The sequence below is a fragment of the Microbacterium sp. PMB16 genome, assembly GCF_051294855.1.
Lineage (GTDB): Bacteria > Actinomycetota > Actinomycetes > Actinomycetales > Microbacteriaceae > Microbacterium.
Genome location: NZ_CP145908.1, coordinates 1,998,554 through 2,019,122, shown reverse-complemented (window position 1 = coordinate 2,019,122; position 20,569 = coordinate 1,998,554). Strand labels below are relative to the sequence as shown.

The 20,569-nt window shown below is 67.5% G+C and carries 19 protein-coding genes and 2 tRNA genes; 10 read left to right on the top strand and 11 right to left on the bottom strand.

All coding sequences use genetic code 11. The annotated features are described in order from the left end of the window. Positions 1-5: 5 nt before the first annotated feature. Positions 6-1,328 (bottom strand): ABC transporter substrate-binding protein, encoded by a 1,323-nt coding sequence (locus V5D55_RS09625; protein ID WP_435749177.1) that lies wholly within the window; start codon positions 1,326-1,328, stop codon positions 6-8. Between the two features lie 128 nt (positions 1,329-1,456). On the opposite strand from V5D55_RS09625, the gene V5D55_RS09620 reads away from it, so the two are divergent. The 3 genes from V5D55_RS09620 to V5D55_RS09610 are packed head-to-tail and all read left to right on the top strand — an operon-like array spanning position 1,457 to position 4,052. Next, positions 1,457-2,443 carry a metal ABC transporter substrate-binding protein gene (locus tag V5D55_RS09620; protein ID WP_435749176.1) on the top strand — a complete coding sequence of 329 codons (987 nt, stop codon included), beginning with the start codon at positions 1,457-1,459 and terminating at the stop codon, positions 2,441-2,443. Further along, on the top strand, positions 2,440-3,183 hold the full coding sequence (locus V5D55_RS09615) for a metal ABC transporter ATP-binding protein (protein ID WP_435749175.1): 744 nt from the start codon (positions 2,440-2,442) through the stop codon (positions 3,181-3,183). The genes V5D55_RS09620 and V5D55_RS09615 overlap by 4 nt, the downstream gene beginning before the upstream one ends. After that, on the top strand, positions 3,180-4,052 hold the full coding sequence (locus V5D55_RS09610; protein WP_435749174.1) for a metal ABC transporter permease: 873 nt from the start codon (positions 3,180-3,182) through the stop codon (positions 4,050-4,052). Before V5D55_RS09615 ends, V5D55_RS09610 begins: the two co-directional genes overlap by 4 nt. Positions 4,053-4,114: 62 nt before the next feature. On the opposite strand, the gene V5D55_RS09605 is transcribed toward V5D55_RS09610, so the two are convergent. Both V5D55_RS09605 and V5D55_RS09600 read right to left on the bottom strand, forming a co-directional pair. Beyond that, a tRNA-Ser gene (locus tag V5D55_RS09605) sits at positions 4,115-4,203 on the bottom strand. Positions 4,204-4,302: 99 nt separating this feature from the next. Beyond that, on the bottom strand, positions 4,303-5,307 hold the full coding sequence (locus V5D55_RS09600) for a LacI family DNA-binding transcriptional regulator (RefSeq protein WP_435749281.1): 1,005 nt from the start codon (positions 5,305-5,307) through the stop codon (positions 4,303-4,305). 147 nt (positions 5,308-5,454) lie between these two features. On the opposite strand from V5D55_RS09600, the gene V5D55_RS09595 reads away from it, so the two are divergent. The 5 genes from V5D55_RS09595 to V5D55_RS09575 all read left to right on the top strand — a co-directional run bounded on the left by V5D55_RS09595 (position 5,455) and on the right by V5D55_RS09575 (position 11,465). Further along, positions 5,455-5,820, top strand: coding sequence for an L-rhamnose mutarotase (locus V5D55_RS09595; RefSeq protein WP_435749173.1), 366 nt, complete (start codon positions 5,455-5,457; stop codon positions 5,818-5,820). Further along, on the top strand, positions 5,817-6,983 hold the full coding sequence (gene rhaI / locus V5D55_RS09590) for an L-rhamnose isomerase (protein ID WP_435749172.1): 1,167 nt from the start codon (positions 5,817-5,819) through the stop codon (positions 6,981-6,983). The genes V5D55_RS09595 and rhaI overlap by 4 nt, the downstream gene beginning before the upstream one ends. 72 nt (positions 6,984-7,055) lie before the next feature. Beyond that, entirely contained in the window at positions 7,056-7,910 is an 855-nt protein-coding gene (locus V5D55_RS09585) for an alpha/beta hydrolase (RefSeq protein WP_435749171.1), read from the top strand. Further along, positions 7,907-9,943, top strand: coding sequence for a bifunctional aldolase/short-chain dehydrogenase (locus tag V5D55_RS09580; protein WP_435749170.1), 2,037 nt, complete (start codon positions 7,907-7,909; stop codon positions 9,941-9,943). The genes V5D55_RS09585 and V5D55_RS09580 overlap by 4 nt, the downstream gene beginning before the upstream one ends. 121 nt (positions 9,944-10,064) lie before the next feature. Then, entirely contained in the window at positions 10,065-11,465 is a 1,401-nt protein-coding gene (locus V5D55_RS09575) for a rhamnulokinase (RefSeq protein ID WP_435749169.1), read from the top strand. A 126-nt stretch (positions 11,466-11,591) separates the two neighbouring features. Here the strand turns inward: V5D55_RS09575 and V5D55_RS09570 are convergent, their stop codons facing one another. From V5D55_RS09570 to serS, 5 genes are all read right to left on the bottom strand, one after another. Continuing rightward, a complete protein-coding gene (locus tag V5D55_RS09570; protein WP_435749168.1) occupies positions 11,592-12,059 on the bottom strand; it encodes a peptidoglycan-binding domain-containing protein in 468 nt (155 codons plus the stop codon). 137 nt (positions 12,060-12,196) lie between these two features. After that, a complete protein-coding gene (locus V5D55_RS09565; RefSeq protein ID WP_435749167.1) occupies positions 12,197-13,438 on the bottom strand; it encodes an LCP family protein in 1,242 nt (413 codons plus the stop codon). A gap of 50 nt (positions 13,439-13,488) precedes the next feature. Beyond that, positions 13,489-13,573: transfer RNA gene (locus V5D55_RS09560), tRNA-Ser, on the bottom strand. Positions 13,574-13,615: 42 nt separating this feature from the next. Next, on the bottom strand, positions 13,616-14,437 hold the full coding sequence (locus V5D55_RS09555; RefSeq protein ID WP_435749166.1) for an HAD family hydrolase: 822 nt from the start codon (positions 14,435-14,437) through the stop codon (positions 13,616-13,618). Then, positions 14,437-15,747 carry a serine--tRNA ligase gene (gene serS / locus V5D55_RS09550; protein ID WP_435749165.1) on the bottom strand — a complete coding sequence of 437 codons (1,311 nt, stop codon included), beginning with the start codon at positions 15,745-15,747 and terminating at the stop codon, positions 14,437-14,439. The genes V5D55_RS09555 and serS overlap by 1 nt, the downstream gene beginning before the upstream one ends. Positions 15,748-15,803: 56 nt before the next feature. Here serS and V5D55_RS09545 point away from each other — a divergent pair, with 56 nt between their 5' ends. Then, entirely contained in the window at positions 15,804-16,802 is a 999-nt protein-coding gene (locus tag V5D55_RS09545) for a diacylglycerol/lipid kinase family protein (protein WP_435749164.1), read from the top strand. Positions 16,803-16,818: 16 nt separating this feature from the next. Here V5D55_RS09545 and V5D55_RS09540 read toward each other — a convergent pair whose 3' ends face one another. From V5D55_RS09540 to V5D55_RS09530, 3 genes are all read right to left on the bottom strand, one after another. Next, complete coding sequence (locus tag V5D55_RS09540; RefSeq protein WP_435749163.1) at positions 16,819-17,535, bottom strand: hypothetical protein; 717 nt, start codon at positions 17,533-17,535, stop codon at positions 16,819-16,821. Positions 17,536-17,596: 61 nt separating this feature from the next. Continuing rightward, positions 17,597-19,057: a cardiolipin synthase gene (cls, locus tag V5D55_RS09535; RefSeq protein ID WP_435749162.1), complete on the bottom strand. Its 1,461-nt coding sequence runs from the start codon at positions 19,055-19,057 to the stop codon at positions 17,597-17,599. A gap of 88 nt (positions 19,058-19,145) precedes the next feature. Further along, entirely contained in the window at positions 19,146-19,319 is a 174-nt protein-coding gene (locus tag V5D55_RS09530; RefSeq protein ID WP_435749161.1) for a hypothetical protein, read from the bottom strand. A 112-nt stretch (positions 19,320-19,431) separates the two neighbouring features. On the opposite strand from V5D55_RS09530, the gene V5D55_RS09525 reads away from it, so the two are divergent. Beyond that, on the top strand, positions 19,432-20,550 hold the full coding sequence (locus V5D55_RS09525; RefSeq protein WP_435749160.1) for a DUF4192 family protein: 1,119 nt from the start codon (positions 19,432-19,434) through the stop codon (positions 20,548-20,550). Positions 20,551-20,569 lie beyond the last annotated feature (19 nt).

The following is a 20,569-nucleotide window of genomic DNA, read 5'->3' as shown; positions in this document are numbered from 1 at the left end:
CGCGATCACCAGCCGTCGAGGCCGAGCTGCTGCGCCTGCTTCTCGACATCCTGGTCGTAGAGCGCCGCAGCATCCTTCGCACTGCGAATGCCGGAACCGACCTCGACGAGGAGCTGCTCGAGCGCCGGTCCCTTGATGGGCGACAGGAACTCCAGTGCCGGAGCAGTACGCTCCTCATCGAAGTACGGGAACATGTCCGTCACCATGCGAGGAGCATCGTCGGGCAGCTCGCACCCCTCCACCAGCATCGGGCCGGTGACACCAGAGGCGTCGATGATGGCGTCGCAACCGGCCGGGCTCGCCACGAATGCCATGAACTTCTTCACTTCTTCGGGGTGTTCGGTGTTCTTCGGCGCATAGACAGCCGCCGGGTACCAGACGGTCGCGCCGTTCGCTGACGCATCTTCGCCCGGGACCGGGAAGAAGCCGATGTCCTCGAGGTTGTCGGGGGCGAGCGTCAACAGAGACGAGTACAGGGCGGTGAACATCGGATAGTGACCGGCTTCGCCGGTCGCCACGGCCACCAGGCCTTCATCGAGGGTCGCCGAGGCGAAGTCCGGGTTGAGGTATTCTCCGTCGACCAGGTCCTGCAGCTTGGTGAAGCTCTCGAGCGCGACCGGGTCGGTGGCGAACTTCGCCTCGTTCGCGGTGTACTCCTCGCCCCACTCCGGGTCGGCCGCGTAGACGTTGTAGAAGTCGGAAAGCGTGAGCAGCTGCGCCGTCCAGGTGTCCCCGAAAGTCATCTCCACCGCAGGCTTGCCCGATGCCTTGATCGCTTCGGCGTTCGACAGGAACTCGTCCCAGGTCGTCGGGATCGACAGGCCGAGCTCCTCATACAGCGGAATGTTGTAGAGGAAGCCTCCCGTGCCCGCTGATCCGGTCGGCGCACCGAAAACCGCATCGTCGGCTCCCGAGACGACGCTGCGGAACGTCTCGTCGAGATCTCCGACCCACGGCTCGTCGGCGACGTTCAGGAGCGTCTGGTCGGGATTCAGCCCCTGCAGCTGCGACCCGCTGTTGTACCAGAAGATGTCTCCGACCTCGCCTGTGGCGAGCCGGGTCTTCAGCAGGTTGTCGTACTCGGAACCGGCCCCGCCGCTCGGATCGACCTTGATGGTGATGCCGGGATTCTCGGCTTCGAAGGCATCGACGAGCGACTGAGCGATGTCGATGTTGGTCTGGACTCCGCTGCCCTGCAACCAGGTGAGTTCGACATCGCCACCCTCTCCCCCGCCGCCGCCGTTCGAGCAGCCAGCCAGAGCGATTCCGGCGACAGCGGTCAGGCCGACCGCACTCACCAACTTCTTGCGTCTTGAAATCTGAGACATCCTTACCTCCTTGTAAGCCGTCGACTCGACGGTGCCGTGTGCCCGAATGAAAACTGTTCATCGATGGGGTTTCATCATCGTACGATGCGGCAACGGTCGCGTCAATGAAACGATCCAAAACGGGGCCGATGACCACCCGCTGCATCCAACTTGGTTTCGGCCTCCCGAAAGGCTATGTTTTCGGTGTGCCTAAAAATCACCTCTCACTACTGCCCGCTCTCGTTGCTTCCATCGCATCGATCTCGCTGCTGTGCGGGTGCAGTTCACCCGTGGTCGGTCCCGCCTCGGATGAGCGGCCGGTGGTGCTGACGACGTTCACGGTGCTGGCGGATATCGCCCAGAACGTGGCGGGGGAACATCTGAGGGTGGAGTCGATCACGAAGGTCGGCGCGGAGATCCATGGCTACGAGCCGACGCCGGGCGACGTGCGGACGGCGTCCACTGCCGACCTGATCCTGGACAACGGCCTCAACCTGGAGGTGTGGTTCGGGCAGTTCGTGGACAGCATCGAGGTGCCGCACGTGGTCGTCAGCGAGGGGGTCGAGGTGATGGACATCACCGAGGACGCCTACGCGGGCAAGCCGAACCCGCACGCGTGGATGAGCCCGCTGAACGTGCAGCTGTACGTCGACAACATGGTGTCCGCGTTCTCCGAGTTGGACCCGGAGCATGCGGACGCCTATGAGGCGAACGGCGCCGCCTACAACGCCGAACTCCAAGAGGTGCGCGATGAGCTGACGTCGGAGCTGTCCGCACTGCCGGAGAGCCAGCGGGCGCTGGTGACCTGCGAGGGCGCCTTCTCGTACCTCGCCCGTGATGCCGGGCTCACCGAGCACTACATCTGGCCGGTCAACGCCGAGCAGCAGGCCACCCCGCAGCAGATCGCCTCGGCCATCGAGTTCGTGAAGGCCAACGACGTGCCGGCGGTCTTCTGCGAGTCCACCGTGTCCGACAGGCCGATGCAACAGGTCGTCGAGGCAACCGATGCCGTATTCGGCGGCGTACTGTACGTCGATTCGCTCTCCGAGGCAGACGGGCCGGTGCCGACCTATCTGGACCTGATCCGCTACGACGCGAGAACCATCATCGGCGCGCTCACGGGACGCGCGCCGTGACCGCGGCGATCGAGGTCGAGAGCGTCACCGTCCATTACGGCGAGCTGCTGGCCCTGGATGACGTGACGCTGCGGGTCGAGCGCGGCCGGGTGTGCGGACTGATCGGGATGAACGGATCCGGCAAGTCGACTCTGTTCAAGGCGATCATGGGGATGCTCCGACCCGACAACGGTCGCGTCCTGATCGATGGAGTCGACCCGACCGTGGCGCGCAAGAAGGGGGGAATCAGCTACGTTCCGCAGAGCGAGGACGTGGACTGGGCGTTCCCCGTCTCGGTGCGCGACGTGGTCATGATGGGTCGCTACGGTCACCAGGGTTTCACGCGCCGTCCACGACCGGCAGATCGGCGCGCCGTTGCCGAGGCGCTGGAGAGGGTCGAGCTGACCGACGTCGCCGACCGGCAGATCGGACAGCTCTCCGGCGGGCAGAAGAAGCGGGCATTCGTGGCTCGTGGCATCGCCCAGGGGGCGGAGATCCTGCTGTTGGATGAGCCGTTCGCCGGGGTGGACAAGCGGTCGGAGGTCACCATCGTCCGGCTGCTGCGCGAGCTCGCCGCCGACGGATGCACGGTGCTGGTGTCCACTCACGACCTCCACGCACTCCCCGCCCTGGCCGATGAGGCGATCCTGCTCATGCGCCGGGTGCTGCTGCACGCCGGGGTCGAGCAGGTACTCACCCCCGAGCACCTCGCGATGGCGTTCGGCCTCGACGTCCTCGAGCAGGACGCGGACGCCGCATGAACCCGATCGACTTCCTCCTCGAGCCGCTCGCTTACGAGTTCATGGTGCGCGCGCTCGTCACCACCGTGCTCTCGGCGATCGTCTGCGCGCTGCTGTCGTGCTGGCTCGTCCTCGTCGGCTGGTCGCTCATGGGCGACGCGGTCTCGCATGCGGTCCTGCCCGGAGTCGTGATCGCCTACATCCTCGGCGCGCCCTTCGCGATCGGCGCGCTGGTCTTCGGCCTGCTGGCCGTCGTGCTGATCGGCGCCGTGCGCGGCACCAGCCGCGTCAAAGAGGACGCGGCGATCGGCATCGTCTTCACCAGTCTGTTCGCCCTCGGACTCGTGCTCATCTCCGTCACGCCGTCGCAGACCGACCTCAACCACATCATCTTCGGCAACATCCTCGGCGTCTCCACGGGCGATCTCATCCAGATCGCGGCCCTCAGCGCCGTCGCCTTCGTCGTCCTCGTCCTGAAGCGTCGAGATCTCACCCTCTACGCCTTCGACCCCACGCACGCCCACGCCATCGGCCTGAATCGAAGGATGCTCGGCGCTCTACTGCTCGGCCTGCTCGCCCTGACAGCCGTCGTCGCTCTCCAGGTCGTCGGGGTGATCCTCGTCGTGGCGATGCTCATCATCCCCGGCGCGACGGCCTACCTGCTCACCGACCGATTCGGCCGGATGCTCGTCATCGCTCCCGCGATCTCGGTCGCCTGCTCGATCGTCGGCATCTACCTCAGCTACTGGCTCGACACCGCCTCAGGCGGCATGGTCGTACTCACGCAAGGCGCCGTCTTCACGCTCGTCTATCTCCTCAGCCCCAGCCACGGGCTGCTCGGACGGCACCTCATCCGAGCCCGGAGGCGGCGTGCTGCGCTACGAGCGTGAAAGTCGGCGGTGATTCTCGAATCGAACCAGCCGGAATCAGCTTCTGAACAGGATTTCCACTGCGGAGACGAGGGGATTTGAACCCCTGGTCCCCGTGAGGGGACTCCACCTTAGCAGGGTGGTGCACTCGGCCGGACTATGCGACGTCTCCAGGCATCCGACCCGAAAGCACGGATGCACCTGGCTATCATAACGGGTTCGCGCGAGGTGCACGAACCCGGGCCCCACGGCGACGAAGGGAGGGCGTGGTTCATCGGCCGGTCGAGGCGCGCACCACCAGTTCAGGCTGGAAGCGGACGTGCCGCGCGGCCGCGCGAGGAGAGGCGAGCGCCTCCAGCAACAGTTCGACCGCCGTCGCCCCGATCGCCCGCGCTGGCTGTCGCACCGACGACAGCGGCACCACTGCGGCCTGCGCGAAGTCGATGTCGTCATAGCCGATGATGGCGAGATCTTCCGGCACCCGCACTTCGCCGAGGATCGCCGCCCCCTGCAGCAGACCGACGGCGAGCAGGTCATTCGCGCAGAAGACGGCATCGGGGCGGTCATCGACATCCCGGCGGGCGATGCTCTCCCCGGCATCCCGCCCGTGCAGGACCGTGAGCGCATCGAGCTCGATGACTTCGAGGGTCGCATCGGGAAAGGCCGACAGCGCCCGGCGCGCACCTTCGAGACGGTCTGCCACTTGGCGGATCGCGAGAGGACCGCCGACGTAGGCGATGCGTCGTCGACCGCGTTCCAACAGGTGCGCGACGGCTAGCATCCCCCCTTCGATGTCATCGACGGTGACCGACGGAGCAGCGCCATCGAGGAGTTCGTCGTCGACGAGCACGAGCGGGATTCCGCTGTCGGCGAGGTGGCGCACCGCAGTGCTCTGCAGGTCGGTCGGGGTCAGCAGGACGCCGCTCACCCGCTGCTCACGGAAGAGATCGAGATAAGCGCTCTCTCGAACCGGGGTCTGATCACTGTTGCCCAGCAGCACTGCCATGCCCTCTCTGGCGGCGCGCTCCTCCGCCCCACGGGCAACCTCGGCGAAGAACGGGTTGGCACTGTCGAGCACGATCAGTCCGATGCTTCGACTGCGCCCGGCGCGGAGCTGGCGAGCGGCGTCGTTCCGGACGAATCCGAGCTCCTCGATCACTGCCTGCACCTTCTCGACCGTCGCTCGCGTGACCTTCTCCGGCCGGTTCAGCACGTTGGACACTGTACCCACCGAGACTGAAGCCGCGGCCGCGACGTCTTTCACACTCACCGACATGATCGCCATTCCCCCGGATGCTTCAAGGGATCACGCCGCTTGACGGATCCTGCGCTCCACACTATCGTTTGAAACGATTCATAATGGATCGATTCACACCAGGCAACGGATCGCTCCGCCGCCGCATCAGCCCACGAAGGAGTTGTCGTGACCCGCGTCGCGTTCCAATTGACAGTGCGCCCTGAGCTGGTCGACACCTACATCGCGCGCCACAGCCCGGTCTGGCCCGACATGCTTGCGGAGATCGCTGCGGCGGGCCGCCGCAACTACTCGATCTTCCTCGCCGACAACGGGCGCCTGTTCGGCTACTACGAGACCGACGACGACGAGGCGGCCCGCGCCTACCTCGCCGCATCCCCCGTCGCAGCTCGCTGGGAAGCCTCGATGGCCGAGTTCTTCGTCGGCCTCGAAGGCCGCGCCGATCAGGCGGCCACGCCCCTCACCGAAGTCTTCAACTTGCACGAACAGTTGACGATCTCCACCCGAAACGACCACGAAGGCTCCCCCTCATGAGCATCCTCACCCCCGACCACCTCGCAGCGCTCGAGCAGCAGGCCATCGAGCTCCCCAGCTGGGCATTCGGCAACTCCGGCACCCGCTTCAAGGTCTTCGGAACGCCCGGAACGCCGCGCGATCCGTGGGAGAAGATCGCGGATGCTGCGCAGGTGCACAAGTACACGGCACTCGCCCCGAGCGTGGCGCTGCACATCCCCTGGGACGTGGTGGACTCCTACTCCGACCTGCGGAAGCACGCGGAAGACCTGAGCGTCGAGCTGGGCACCGTCAACTCCAACACCTTCCAGGACGACGACTACAAGTTCGGCGCGCTGACCCACGAAGACGCCGCCATCCGCCAGAAGGCGATCGATCACCACCTCGCCTGCATCGATGTGATGGATGCCACGGGCAGCCGCGACCTGAAGATCTGGCTCGCCGAGGGGTCGAACTATCCCGGCCAGGCCGATCTCCGCGGACGGCAGGACCGTCTGCAGGAGTCTCTCCAGAAGATCTACGCCCGCCTCGGCGACGACCAGCGCCTGGTGCTGGAGTACAAGTTCTTCGAGCCGGCGTTCTACCACACCGACGTTCCCGACTGGGGCACGTCCTACGCCCAGGTGACCGCTCTCGGCGACAAGGCGATGGTCTGCCTCGACACGGGCCACCACGCCCCGGGCACGAACATCGAGTTCATCGTCATGCAGCTGCTGCGCCTCGGCAAGCTCGGTTCGTTCGATTTCAACTCGCGGTTCTACGCCGACGACGACCTGATCGTGGGCGCCGCCGACCCGTTCCAGCTGTTCCGGATCCTGTTCGAGGTCGTCCGCGGCGGTGGACTGAACAACCCCGACGTGGCCTTCATGCTCGACCAGTGCCACAACGTCGAGGACAAGATCCCCGGGCAGATCCGTTCGGTGCTGAACGTGCAGGAGATGACCGCGCGGGCGCTGCTCGTCGACCGCGAGGCGCTGACCGCCGCACAGAAGTCCGGCGACGTGCTCGCCGCGAACGCGACCTTCATGGACGCGTTCTACACCGATGTGCGCCCTGCCCTCGCCGAATGGCGCGAGTCGCGCGGCCTCGCCGGCGACCCGATGGCCGCCTACGCAGCATCCGGATACCAGCAGCAGATCGCCGCCGACCGGGTAGGTGGCGTTCAAGCCGGCTGGGGTGCCTGAGCCGACAAGACCCGTCCGGGTGCGGGAGCCGATCCCCGCACCCGGGCGCTCATCGACAGAACGGATGATGCTGTGACCGACCAGCTGCTCGACGGCCCGCACGGTGCGCTCCGTGTGCGCATCTATGCTCCGGCGAACCCCGCGGGCCCCGGCCTCGTGTGGGCACACGGCGGAGCATTCGCGGCCGGCGAGCTCGAGATGCCCGAAGCCGACTGGGTCGCTCGGAGCTTCGCCGATCGCGGGATCGTCGTGGTGTCGGTGGACTACGCACTCGCGCCCTTCCCCCGCAACTGGGCCGAGGCGTCCGGATCCCCCGAGCGCGAGGGTGTTCACTACCCCGTCGCTTCCGACGAGGTGGAAGCCGCGTTCCGCTGGGCCGTTCAATCGGGCCTCACTCGCGGCCCTTGGTCGATCGGTGGGGCCAGCGCCGGTGGCAACCTCGTAGCCGGCGTGGCCCTGCGGCTGAGCCACGGCTCGGGGCCGTTCCCCGCGCTTGCTGTGCTCGCCTATCCGACGCTGCATGCTGTGCAGGGCGTACCGGATGCCGCGCTGCGAGCCGCTCTCGCCGCTGACCCCGCCGCCGACGTGTTCGGCTCCGATCCCGTGCGCGCGATGTACGAGAACTACCTGGGCGGGCCGGTCGAGGACGGCGACGTCTATGCCGTGCCCGGCACCGCATCCCCCGCTCAGCTCTCTCATTTTCCCGCCACGATCATGATCAACGGCGAAGTCGACGCACTGCGCGTCTCGGGCGAAGCGTTCGGCGCTTCGCTGCGCGACGCCGGTATCGACCTCGACATCTCCACCGAGCCCGGCACCCGCCACGGCCACCTCAACCAGCCAGAACTCGCGGCGGCGACAGCATCGATCGATCGCTTCGCCCGCCGTGTCCTCGCCACGTCTCCCGAGAACAAGGAACAGCAATGACCAACCCCACCGCCGCCGCTCTCATCGAGCGATCGAACCGCCTGGGCGCAGACCCCAAGAACACCAACTACGCCGGTGGCAACACGTCGGCGAAGGGTACGGAGACCGACCCGGTCACGGGGCAGCCGGTCGAGCTGATGTGGGTCAAGGGATCGGGCGGCGATCTGGGAACGCTCGAGGAGCAAGGCCTGGCAGTACTGCGCCTCGACCGCATGCGCGCTCTCGTCGACGTCTACCCTGGCCTCGACCGTGAAGACGAAATGGTCGCCGCATTCGACTACTGCCTGCATGGCAAGGGTGGCGCGGCGCCCTCGATCGACACCGCGATGCACGGACTCGTCGACGCCGCGCACGTCGACCACCTGCACCCCGACTCCGGCATCGCGATCGCAACCGCCGCCGACGGCGAGGAGCTCACGGCGACCATCTTCGGAGACAAGGTCGTCTGGGTTCCTTGGCGCCGCCCCGGCTTCCAGCTCGGACTCGACATCGCCGCGATCAAGGCGAAGAACCCGCAAGCGATCGGCACGATCCTCGGCGGCCACGGCATCACCGCCTGGGGCGACACGTCGGAGAAGGCGGAGTCCAACTCGCTCTGGATCATCGACACCGCCGCCGCCTACATCGCAGCGAACGGCAAGGTCGACCCGTTCGGTGGCGTACGCACCGGTTTCGAAGCGCTCCCCGTGGACGAACGCCGCGAGCGCGCCGCCGCCCTCGCCTGCACCATCCGCGGCATCGCCTCGACCGACAAGCCGATGGTCGGACACTTCACCGATTCCGACGTCGTCCTCGACTTCCTCGCCTCGGATCGTGCCCCCGAACTCGCAGGTCTCGGCACCAGCTGCCCCGACCACTTCCTGCGCACGAAGGTCAAGCCGCTCATCCTCGACCTGCCCATCACGGCATCCGTCGACGAGCAGATCGCCCGCCTTCACGAGCTGCACGCCGAGTACCGCGCCGACTACCAGGCCTACTACGACGCGCACGCGACGGCGGAGTCGCCGGCGATCCGGGGCGCCGACCCGCTCATCGTGCTTATCCCCGGTGTCGGGATGTTCTCCTACGGCGCGAACAAGCAGACCGCGCGCGTCGCCGGCGAGTTCTACGTCAACGCCATCAACGTGATGCGCGGCGCGGAAGCGCTGTCGACGTACTCCCCCATCTCGGACGCCGAGAAGTTCGCCATCGAGTACTGGTCGTTGGAGGAGGCGAAGCTGCAGCGGATGCCGAAGCCGAAGTCCCACCAGGGACGGATCGCGTTCGTCACCGGCGCAGCATCCGGCATCGGCAAGGCCATCGCAACCCGCCTCGCCGCCGAGGGCGCGTGCGTCGTGATCGCCGACCTCGACCTCGAGAAGGCGCAGGCCGCGGCTGCGGAGCTCGGGAACACCGACGTCGCGATCGGCGTCGCCGCGAACGTGGCGGATGCCGGGGCCATCCAGGCCGCCCTCGACGCGACGGTGCTCGCTTTCGGCGGCGTCGACCTCGTCGTCAACAACGCGGGGCTCTCGCTCTCGAAGCCGCTGCTCGAGACCACCGAGAAGGATTGGGATCTGCAGCACGATGTGATGGCCAAGGGGTCGTTCCTGGTCTCGAAGGCGGCGGCCCGCGCCCTCATCGACCAGAAGCTCGGCGGCGACATCATCTACATCTCGTCGAAGAACTCCGTTTTCGCCGGCCCCAACAACATCGCGTACTCGGCGACCAAGGCCGACCAGGCGCACCAGGTGCGGCTCCTCGCTGTCGAGCTCGGCGAGTACGGCGTCCGGGTCAACGGCATCAACCCCGACGGCGTCGTCCGCGGCTCCGGGATCTTCGCCTCCGGGTGGGGCGCCAATCGCGCGGCCACCTACGGCGTCGCGGAAGAGGACCTCGGTCAGTTCTACGCGAACCGCACGATCCTCAAGCGCGAGGTCGTCCCGGAGAACGTCGCGGATGCGGTGTACGTGCTGACCGGTCCCGAGCTGACCCGCACGACGGGCCTTCACATCCCCGTCGACTCGGGCGTCGCCGCCGCGTTCCTCCGATGACTTCGTCCCTCCTCCCCTCCCGTCGACCCGCCCCCTTCTGTGCGAGCCGCCCCTCTGTGAGCAGTCAATTTGGGGGCGGCTCGCACGCAACGGGGCGGCTCGACGCAGGGAGAAGGCCCGCATGACCGTCCGGGCCGTCGCGGCGGTCGACCTCGGCGCGACCAGCGGGCGGGTCGTGATCGGGCGGGTCGGCGAGGGCGTGCTCGAACTCGAACTCGTCTCGCGGTTCCCGAACGGGCCGGTCGAGCGTGAGGACGGCCTGCACTGGGATTTCGCGGCGCTGTACGAGCACGTGCTCGAGGGGCTCACCGAGGCAGTGCGCCGCGAACCGGCGATCGAGAGCATCGGCATAGATTCGTGGGCGGTCGACTACGGGCTGCTCGCGGGCGACGACCTGCTGGCCGAGCCGTTCCACTACCGCGACGCGCGCACGGCCCGCGGGGTCGAAGAGGTGCACGCGCTCCTCCCGTCCGCGGACCTGTACCGACGCAACGGCCTGCAGTTCCTGCCGTTCAACACGCTCTACCAGTACCGGGTCGACGAGCGGATCACGGATGCCGACAGCGCACTCCTCATCCCCGACCTGCTCGCGTTCCTCCTCACCGGTGCGCGGGTTGCCGAACGGACGAACGCCTCGACGACCGGGCTCCTCGGCGTAGAGACCGGCGAGTGGGACGCAGATCTCGCCGCCCGCCTTCACATCCCGGCGGCTCTGCTCCCGCCGCTCATCGACCCCGGCACGACGATCGGCACCCTGCGTCCCGAACTCGCCGCCCGGATCGGCAAGCACCTGCCCGTCATCGCGGTCGGCTCGCACGACACCGCCTCGGCCGTCGTGGCCGTGCCGATGGTCGCAGGGTCGGCCGCCTACATCTCCTGCGGCACCTGGGGACTCGTCGGCGTCGAGCTGACCGAGCCGGTGCTGACGGATGCCGCGCGCGAGGCGAACTTCACGCACGAGCTCGGCGTGGACGGCCGCTACCGGTTCCTGCACAACGTCACCGGTCTGTGGCTGCTCAGCGAGACCGTGCGGGCGTGGGAGGCCGAGGATGGCGTGAGCCTCGATCTGTCCGAGCTTCTCGCCGCCGCATCCGCTGTCACGAGCGACAGCCCGCTCTTCGACGCGAACGACCCCTCGCTCAGCGCGCCCGGAGACATGCCCACGCGCATCGCCGCGCTTCTCCGTGGCGATGCGCCCTCGTCGAGAGCCGCCTTCGCCCGCACGATCGTCGAGTCGATCGCCGCGGCGTTCGCGAAAGCCGTGCAGACGGCATCCGATCTCTCCGGGCGCACGCTCGACGTCGTCCATCTCGTCGGAGGCGGCTCGCTCAACCGCCTGCTCTGCCAGGCGACCGCCGTTCGCACCGGTCTGCCGGTGCTCGCCGGCCCGGTCGAGGCGACGGCTCTCGGCAACGTGCTCGTGCAGGCCCGCGCGCTCGGCGCCGCTCCCGCGACCCTCGAGGGCCTGCGCGCTCTGGTCGCGGCGACCCATCCGCCGGAGCGCTTCGAGCCGCGGGCCTGACCCGGGTCTATCCCTTCACCGCTCCCCCGAGCCCCGCCGACCGCAGGAACACCGATGTCCACGGCTGGCACCGAAGAGGGCAAAGGAGAGCCGGGGGCGGCAACTCCACCCCCGGCTCTGTTCGTTTTAGAACGGAGTGTTCGAGATCTGATATCCCGGAGAGCAAGCCAGGTTGATGCTGTTCTTGTGTCGCATGTTGCTGAGCGTGTTCGGCCCGTAGATGCCGTCAGCCGTCAGGCCGAGCGATGCCTGCACCTGGATGAGCGCCGTACGCGTCGCGGGCCCGAAATCACCATCCACGGTGATGCTCTTGCCATGGCACGAGTTCAACGAGTTCTGCAACGTCGACACTGCGCCGCTTCTGTTTCCCGAACGAAGAGTGCAGCTCTTGGACCCCCCGTAGGTGGGGACGCGAGCGGACTCATTCGCATTGGTCGTGAGCGCGAACGCCCTGCTCCCGTTGCAGTCCGCAGCCTTGACGATGGCTGCAGGCTTGACCTCTGCGGCAGAGGCGGGGGCGGCGAGCGCGATGCTCCCGGCGACGAGGGCCGCAGCCATGATGATCGTGGCCGCTGCCTTCTTGAGAACACTCATTCGATCTCCAATCAGTGGGTTGTGGCTACAACCTAGCGAGAGGGTTCCACCGTCGTCTGTAGACCATTTGGGGGACACGGTGCCTCGACCGATCGCACGAGGACGAAGGGACGGCGACCACAAGGAGGTCGAGCGTCCTAGTCCGCGATCCTGCCGTTCGAGCAGGTCTGCTGTGCAGCGGAGTTGCCCTTGATCGTGTTCGGGAGAGCCACGACATTCTCGGGCGGCGCTGTCGGGTCGGGCGTCGCCGTCGCCCCGTCGGTCGGGACTTCTCCCTCGACCACCACGCCATCGGTGCTCGTGTTCTCGTGAGTGATCTGGAGCTGCGCGTTCGCCTCGATCGCAGCCCAGAGCTCTTCGGCGGCACCGTAGTTGGGAACGACCTTGTTCCGGTCGTCGGGGTCGCCGTTGGTGGGGTACTGCACGAAGACGATGTCCTCGAACGGCACCGACTTCACGGCGAGGGCGATCTGCACGATCTTCATCGGGTCGGCGAGCGACGTGCTCGTCTCCAGGTTCTGCAGCCCGGTGTTGGCGAGCTTGAGCATCACGGGAACGTTGCCGAGCACCGAGCCGCTGATCATCTTGCGGGCCAGGCTCGACATGTACTGCTGCTGGTTGCCGATGCGCCCGAGGTCGCTGCCGTCTCCGACTCCGTACCGAGTGCGGAGGAACTGCAACGCCTGGATTCCCTCCACCGTATGCGTGCCGGCGGTCATGTTCAGGCCGGTGTTGCGGTCCTTGATCGGGCTCGCCAGGCAGACGTCCACGCCGCCGATGGCGTTCGTGATCTCGATCACACCACCGAAGGTGACGGATGCCGCGAACTGCACGTCCTGCCCGGTGAGCTCGGAGATGGTCTTCGCGACACAGCTCAGCCCCGCGTCGGAGTACGCCACGTTCAGCGGCTGCTTACTCATTCCGGAATGAACGTTGCCGTTCTTGTCCGTGCACTCCGGAATGGGGATCATGAGGTCACGCGGGAAACTCACGACGGTGATGCGGCGCGGGTCCTTCGAGACGTGCACCAGCAGGTTCACGTCATTGAGCGTGCCCTCGGAGTCGCCACCCGTGCAGCGGTCACCGAAGTACTGTTTGTAGTCGTCCTCGCATGTGTCGACGCCGGTGAGGACGAGGTTGAAGCCGTCCTTGTATTCGCCGATGTCCGGCGGCACGGGCGCATCCCCCTCGAGGTCGACCGCATTGGCCGAGACCGTGCTGGAGAAGTCGTACAGGATGTAGCCGCCGACGCCCAGCCCGCTGACGAGGACTACGGCCAGACCGATCGCGAGAAACTTCAGCAGCTGGCCGACAGGACCGGGCGTGTGCAGCTGACCGTGCCGCGCGATGGTACGGCGGCGTCGCGTCTTCTCGCTCACTCGTGGCCTTTCGGAATCAGCACCGGTGCGGGGTCACCGTGCTCAAAATGCGGAGGGTGTGGGATTCGAACCCACGAGACATCTCTGCCCACTGGTTTTCAAGACCAGCTCCATCGGCCGCTCGGACAACCCTCCCGACAGATGCATCTGCCGACAACGCGTGAGTCTAGCCGAGTTCTATTCTCCCGCGCTGACCTGGGCGGGCGCTGGAAGCGTGTTCAGCGCCGTCGCGAGGCCGCCGTCCTCGACATCGGCAGTGATCTCGGACGCCGCATCCTTCACCACATCGGGCGCCTGTCCCATCGCCACCGCACGGCCACCGAGCGAGCGCGCCCAGCCGAACATCCCGATGTCGTTGCGGCCGTCTCCTGCGACGAAGACCCGGTCTGCGCCGAGCCCCAGCTCGGCGCGCACCTGTTCCAGCGCGGTGCCCTTGTCGACGCCCTGGGGTGCGATGTCGAGCCAGGCCGTCCAGCCGATGGCGTACGACACCTCATTGAGACCGGCATCCGCCACCAGTCGGTGGAAGTCCTCCTCGTCGTGGCCCGGCGAGACGACGACGATGCGCGAGACCGGCTCCGCTCCGAGTTCGTCGAAGTCGACCTGGCGACCGCCGTCGAGGGTCCAGTCATCGAGCTGCTGAGTGAACAGGCGCTGACCGGAGGCGAGCTCGACCATGTAGCGGGCGTCCGGCAGCCGATCCTGCAGCAACGCGAGCACGGGCCGTGGGTCGAAGGTCTCGACGTTCCAGCGCTCCCACTCGTCGCCAGCGCGGCGCATCGTGACGGCCCCGTTGGAGCACACGACGTAGTCCGCCGTCATGCCCAGTTCTTCGACGTAGCGTCGTGTCGCCATCCAGCTGCGGCCGGTGGCGATCGTCACGACGTGCCCGGCATCGCGGACGCGGGCGACCGCCTCGGGCACACCGGGGCTCATCGTCTCGTCCTGCAGCAGGATGGTGCCGTCGACATCGAGGCCGACGAGCCAGGTGCCGCTCATCACGCCTCCTGCGCGTCGGTGGATGCCGGCGTCCAGCCGAGGGGACGGATCACGTCGAGGCCGCCGAGATAGGGGCGCAGCACCTCGGGGACGCGCACCGAGCCGTCTGCCTGCTGGTGCGTCTCGAGCAGCGCGACGATCCAGCGCGTGGTGGCGAGCGTGCCGTTCAGCGTCGCGACGTGCTGCGTCTTGGCCGCGCCCTCGTCGCTGGCCGGCCGGTGCCGCACGTCCAGGCGGCGCGCCTGGAACGTCGTGCAGTTCGAGGTGGAGGTGAGCTCGCGGAAAGCACCCTGAGTGGGCACCCAGGCCTCGATGTCGTACTTGCGGGCAGCGCTCGATCCGAGGTCGCCGGCCGCCACATCGATCACCCGGTACGCGAGGCCGAGAGAGGTCAGCATCTCCTCCTGCAGGGCGACCAGACGCAGGTGCTCGGCCTCGGCATCCTCGGCGTTCGTGTAGACGAACATCTCGAGCTTGTTGAACTGGTGCACGCGGATGATCCCGCGGGTGTCCTTGCCGTGAGAGCCCGCCTCGCGGCGGTAGCAGGTCGACCACCCGGCGTACCGCAGCGCCCCGGCCGTCAGGTCGACGATCTCGTCCTTGTGATAGCCGGCGAGCGCGACCTCGCTGGTGCCGACGAGGTACAGGTCGTCGTTGTCGAGGTGATAGACCTCGTCGGCGTGCTCGCCGAGGAAGCCTGTCCCCTGCATGATCTCCGGGCGCACCAGCGTCGGCGTGATCAGCGGCACGAAGTCGTTCTGCAGCGCCTTGTCGAGCGCCAGGTTCATCAGGGCGATCTCGAGACGGGCGCCGATGCCGCGGAGGAAGTAGAACCGCGCCCCCGACACCTTCGCGCCGCGCTCCATGTCGATCGCGCCGAGGAGCTCGCCGAGCTCGAGGTGATCACGGGGCTCGAAGTCGAAGGCGGGGACCTCGCCGACACGGCGCAACTCCACGAAGTCGGCCTCGCCACCGGCCGGAACACCGTCGATCACGACGTTCTCGATCCGGGCGAGCGCGAGGGATGCCGCATCCGCCGCATCGTTCGCGGCCTGTTGCGCCAGCTTGACCCGCTCGGAGAGGTCTTTGGCCTGCGCGACGAGCGCTGCCTTCTCCTCCTTCGGAGCCTTCGCGACCTGCTTGCCGAAGACGTTCTGCTCGGCCCGCAGCTCCTCGAACGCGGCGAGCGCCGCACGACGCGATCGGTCGGCCTCGAGTGCGTCGTCGACGGTGCTCGCGGCGTTCCCGCGGGCAACCTGTGAACGGCGGACGATCTCCGGATTGTCGCGGAGGAGTGCGAGGTCGATCATGCCTCAAGTCTAGGCCGGGGAAGGAGACCGGCCGGAGCCGGGCTTAGAGTAGCGCCATGACCTCGCCTGCGCCCGTCCGACGACAGGCGGCGCTCGTCTACAACCCGATCAAGGTCGACGAGAAGCGACTGCGTGCGTCCGTGCGCGATCTCTCCCGAGAGGCCGGATGGGAGCATCCGGCCTTCTATCCGACGACGGTGGAGGATGCCGGGCAGCTGGCGACGGCGCAAGCCCTCGCCCGCGGAGTGGCTGTGGTGCTCGTGGCCGGCGGCGACGGGACGGTGCGCGCGGTGTCGGAGGCGATCGCGAACACCGGGGTCCCCTTGGCCATCCTGCCCAGCGGCACCGGCAACCTGCTCGCCCGCAACCTGGGCCTCCCGCTGGGCGACCCCGCGGAGATGATCCGTGCCGCGCTCGGCGACTTCCGCTTCCCGATCGACATCGGCTGGGCGCGGCTGATCCGAGCCGATGGCGCCGAGTCGGAGCATGCCTTCGTGGTGCTCGCCGGCATCGGCCTCGACGCCGACATGATCGCCAACACCCGCTCCGATCTCAAACGTTCCGTCGGATGGATCGCCTACGTCGACGGAGCCGCCCGCTCGCTCCCTCGAGCCCGTCCGTTCCGCGCGGTGTACCAGATCGACGAGGGGCGCCTGCACTCGACGAAGGTGCACAGCATCCTGTTCGCGAACTGCGGCACCCTGCCGGGCGGCATCTCTCTGATTCCCGACGCTTCGATCACCGACGCGATCCTCGACGTCGCCGTCATCCAGCCGACCGGAGTACTCGGCTGGCTCGGAGTGTGGCGGAAGATCTGGTGGGACAACTCGGTGCTGCGGAGGTTCCGTGCGGGGCGCCGCGTGCTCGAGCGCCGCGGCAAGGATGCCTCCGTGCACTACTTCCGCGGAGTCGCCGCCGAAGTCGCAGCGCCAGGACCGACACCGATCGAGCTCGACGGCGACGAGTTCGGCGAGGCCGTGCGCCTCACCTGCCGGGCTGATCCCGGTGCGCTCCTGCTGGCGTTGCCCGCAGGACACCCGGTGTCGATGCTCTGAGCGTCCGAGTCGGCGGTCAGCCGATGCGGATCGTTCCGTCGAGCCCGTCTCCGACGAGCGTCAGGGTGAAGGGTGCGTCGTCGTCCACGGTGTCCTCGCCGAAGCTGAGGATCGTCCCGCGCGGCCCCATGTCCATGGTGCAGATCTGGTCGTCGTCGGTCACGAACGTCGCGGTGCCGGCATTGCCCGAGCCTTCGAGCGATTCGACGACCGGCACGCAGGAGGACGAGCCCCAGGTCAAGAGCACGAGGCCGCCGTCGTCGAACCACCCGGCGGTCGACATACCGGTCTCGAGTCCGGACTCACCGGTCGCCGGCGGGTCGCCGTCGATGTCGACGTCATCGGTCAGGTCGCCATAGGTCACCTGCAGCGTGATGTCCGTCTTCGGATCGACGCCGTCCGGGAGGGCTCCGAGGCTGGCACGCGGGACGAGATCCTTGGTGCACGCAGCGTCGCCTGGAACGTCGACGAGGGTGACGGTCACCGTCTGTCCGTCCGCGGAGACCTCCTCGACCTGCGGCACGCACGTCGACGAGCCAGTCGTGATGACGGCGAACATGCGGCCGCTGTCCAGCAGCACGCCCTCGACGTCGTTCATGTCATCGACGTTCTCCGGACCGGGCGTCGACGAGCTGGTCGGAGTGCCGGCGCCGGGCGCCGCGGTGCATCCCGCGAGCAGCACGACAGCGGTGAACGCGGAGAGGACGGCGGCGTAGCGCGTGCGGAAAGTCATGCTCACAGGGTACCCGGCGTGCCGAACGGAGTCACTCCGGGTGATTACCGAAGATGGACGGCTACTGCAATGCCGAGGTAAGCCGGGCGAGGTTGTCGAGCACGGTGGACCGCAGCGGCTGCTGCATCCACTCCTCCAGGGTCAGCTCGCGGCTGAGCGAGCGATACTCGTCCTCCACTGCGCGCATCTCGGAGACGAACTCCTCGCCGCGGACGAGCATCGAGACCTCGAGGTTCAGACCGAAGGAGCGCATGTCCATGTTGCTCGAGCCGATGACCGCGACCTCGTCGTCGACCGTGAGCGTCTTGGTGTGCAGGATGTACGGCTTTCGATACATCCAGATGCGCACCCCGGCCTTCAGCAGCACCTCGTAGTAGCTGCGCTGGGCGTGGTAGACCATGGCCTGGTCGCCCTCTTCGGAGACGAACAGCTCGACGTGCACGCCACGGTCGACGGCCGCGGTGACAGCGAGCAGCAGAGCCTCGTCGGGCACGAAGTACGGGCTGACGATCATGATCTTGTGCTTGGCCGCGTACAGGAGCCCCAGGAAGAGCCGCAGGTTGTTCTCGACCTCGAAGCCCGGGCCCGATGGCACCACCTGGCAATCCAGGTCGCCGGAGCCGATGTCGGCGTGCGAGATGTCGATCTCCTCGAGCACCACATCGGTCTCGCTGTACCAGTCGCTGAGGAAGATCGCGTTGACGCTGAGCACCACCGGACCGTCGATGCGCACCATCAGGTCGACCCAGTGCAGACCGCGTTTGATGTTGCGTCGCAGGTTGTAGGTGGAGTCGGTGACGTTCTGCGAGCCGAGGAAGGCGATCTTGCCGTCGACGACGAGGAGCTTGCGGTGGTTGCGCAGGTCGGGTCGCTGCATCCGCCCCTTCAACGGCTGAACGGGCAGCATCAAGTGCCAGTCGGCGCCCATCGCGTTGAGGCGCTTGATGGTCTGGCGGTAGCGGGGCTTACCTCGGTTGGCCCAGTGGTCCAGAAGCACGCGCACTTCGACGCCACGAGCGGCGACCTCCTCCATGGCACGGAAGAAGTCGTCGGTCGCCGCATCCGACTGCAGGATGTAGAACTCGACGTGGACGTAGTCCTTCGCCTCGCGGATGGCCGCCGCCATCGCATCCAGCGACTCCTGATAGTCGGAGATGAGGTGTGCACCGTTGTCGCCGGAGAGCGGCAGCGCGCCCAGACGCTGGTTCATCTCCACGATCGGACCGAACCAGCTCGGTGCGTGCGGACGCAGGGTGCCGAAGTGGAGGTGCTCGCTCGTCTGCGCGATGTACTCGTTGATCTGATCCTGCTTGCGACGCCGCGCGCGCGGGAGTCGTGGGTTGCCGATCAGGAGGAACAGGAAGACGCCGACGAACGGGATGAAGAAGACGGCGAGGAGCCAGGCCATCGCGGCGGTGGGTCGGCGGTTTCGCGGGATCACGATGATCGCGGTGACACGGATGACCAGGTCGAGGGCCAGCAGGAAGGCGGCGATCCACCATCCCCAGGTCTCCGGCGTCATCGTTGCCCCTCACTTCGGCGGAGTCCGCCGCCCGTCGGCGCCGTCGCCCGCGCGTTTGCTACACAGTAGCCGATGGCGCGGACGTCGCTCAGGCGCGAGGAGGGAGGCCGCGCGCCGCGCGCTCCTCGGCCTCGATCTGCGCGTGCACCTTGCGCTCGGTGCGATCGAACCGGAGGATGCCGCGGAGCACGAAGACGAAGACGATGCTCACGCCGATGGTCGGCAGGATCGACCATGCCGCCGCGAGCCAGAAGTTCTCCATCCCTCCATCGTACGCGAGCCACTCCTCGTCCACATTCGTGACCTTCGGACGAGTGTCTCCACAAGGTGCCGTTTCGGCGCGCTGCCGCCTCCGACTCGATCACACTCTCGGAATGACAACACTGCTCCGAGCTTCCGATTCCGCTGGTTTCCTCAGCATCGTCCCATCCCTCGCCGGCTTCACTCCGCGAGACAGCATCGTGCTGCTGCCGTTCCACGGTTCACGCACCTATGGCGCGATGCGCCTCGACCTCCCGCGAGACGACGTGTCCCTCGAGGACTTCGCCGACGCCGCGGTGGGGCTGGCCGCGCGCGTCGATGGCACGGACGCCGTCGCCGTCGTCGTCTACACGGACGACGCGGCCCACCCCACGCGCGACGGGTTCGTGCTCCCGTTCGCGGTGGCGGTCGACGAGCTCCTCGGCTGCGCCGAGGACGCGGGCCTCCGAGTGGTCGACGCCCTGTGCGTGATGCCCGACGGGTGGTCGAGCTACCTCGACGACGACCCCGTCGTCGAGCCTCTCGACCAGATCGGGCCCGCACCCGAGGTCGAGTCCATCGGCGACGTGTCGGGCGATCAGCTCACGGGGGCGGAACTTCCGTCCGTCGATCTCGCCGAGAAAGAGCGGGTCGGGCGCGCGCTCCGCGACCTCGACGACCTGCTCGCCTGCAAGGAACGCGGGCCTCTGACCGGCACAGAGAATCCGCTGGTCATCGCGGCAGCGGTCATGCTGGAGGACATCCCCGCGTTCCTCGAATCAGTGCTGAAGACGCCCGACGATCTGCCGCCGTTCGCGGTAGCGGCGTTGCTCTGGTGCCTGAACCGCCCGCTGCTGCGCGACGTCGCGATCGCGCAGTGGGCGACCGATCTCGCCGGCGGAATCCGCACTCTCGATGCACAGCTCAACTTCTCGGAGAACGGCCGGATGGTGCCGGACGATCTCGGTGAGGTGTTCCTCGGGCGCGGTGCGAGCCCCGACCCCGACCGACTCCGTCTCGCGCTCTCCGTCGTCCGCACCGCCGCTGCGCGGGCTCCTCGCTCCCGCAGACCGGCACCGCTCACCGCAGCCGCCTGGCTGTCCTGGGCGCTCGGTCGCTCGACGCATGCCGGCCACTATCTCGATCTCGTGCGCGCGATCGATCCGGAGTACGGTCTCGCCGCGTTGCTCGGCACCATGATCGGCGGTGCGATGCTGCCCGAGTGGGCGTTCCGACGCGGACCGATCGGATGACCGCCGCGTCGGCGAGCGC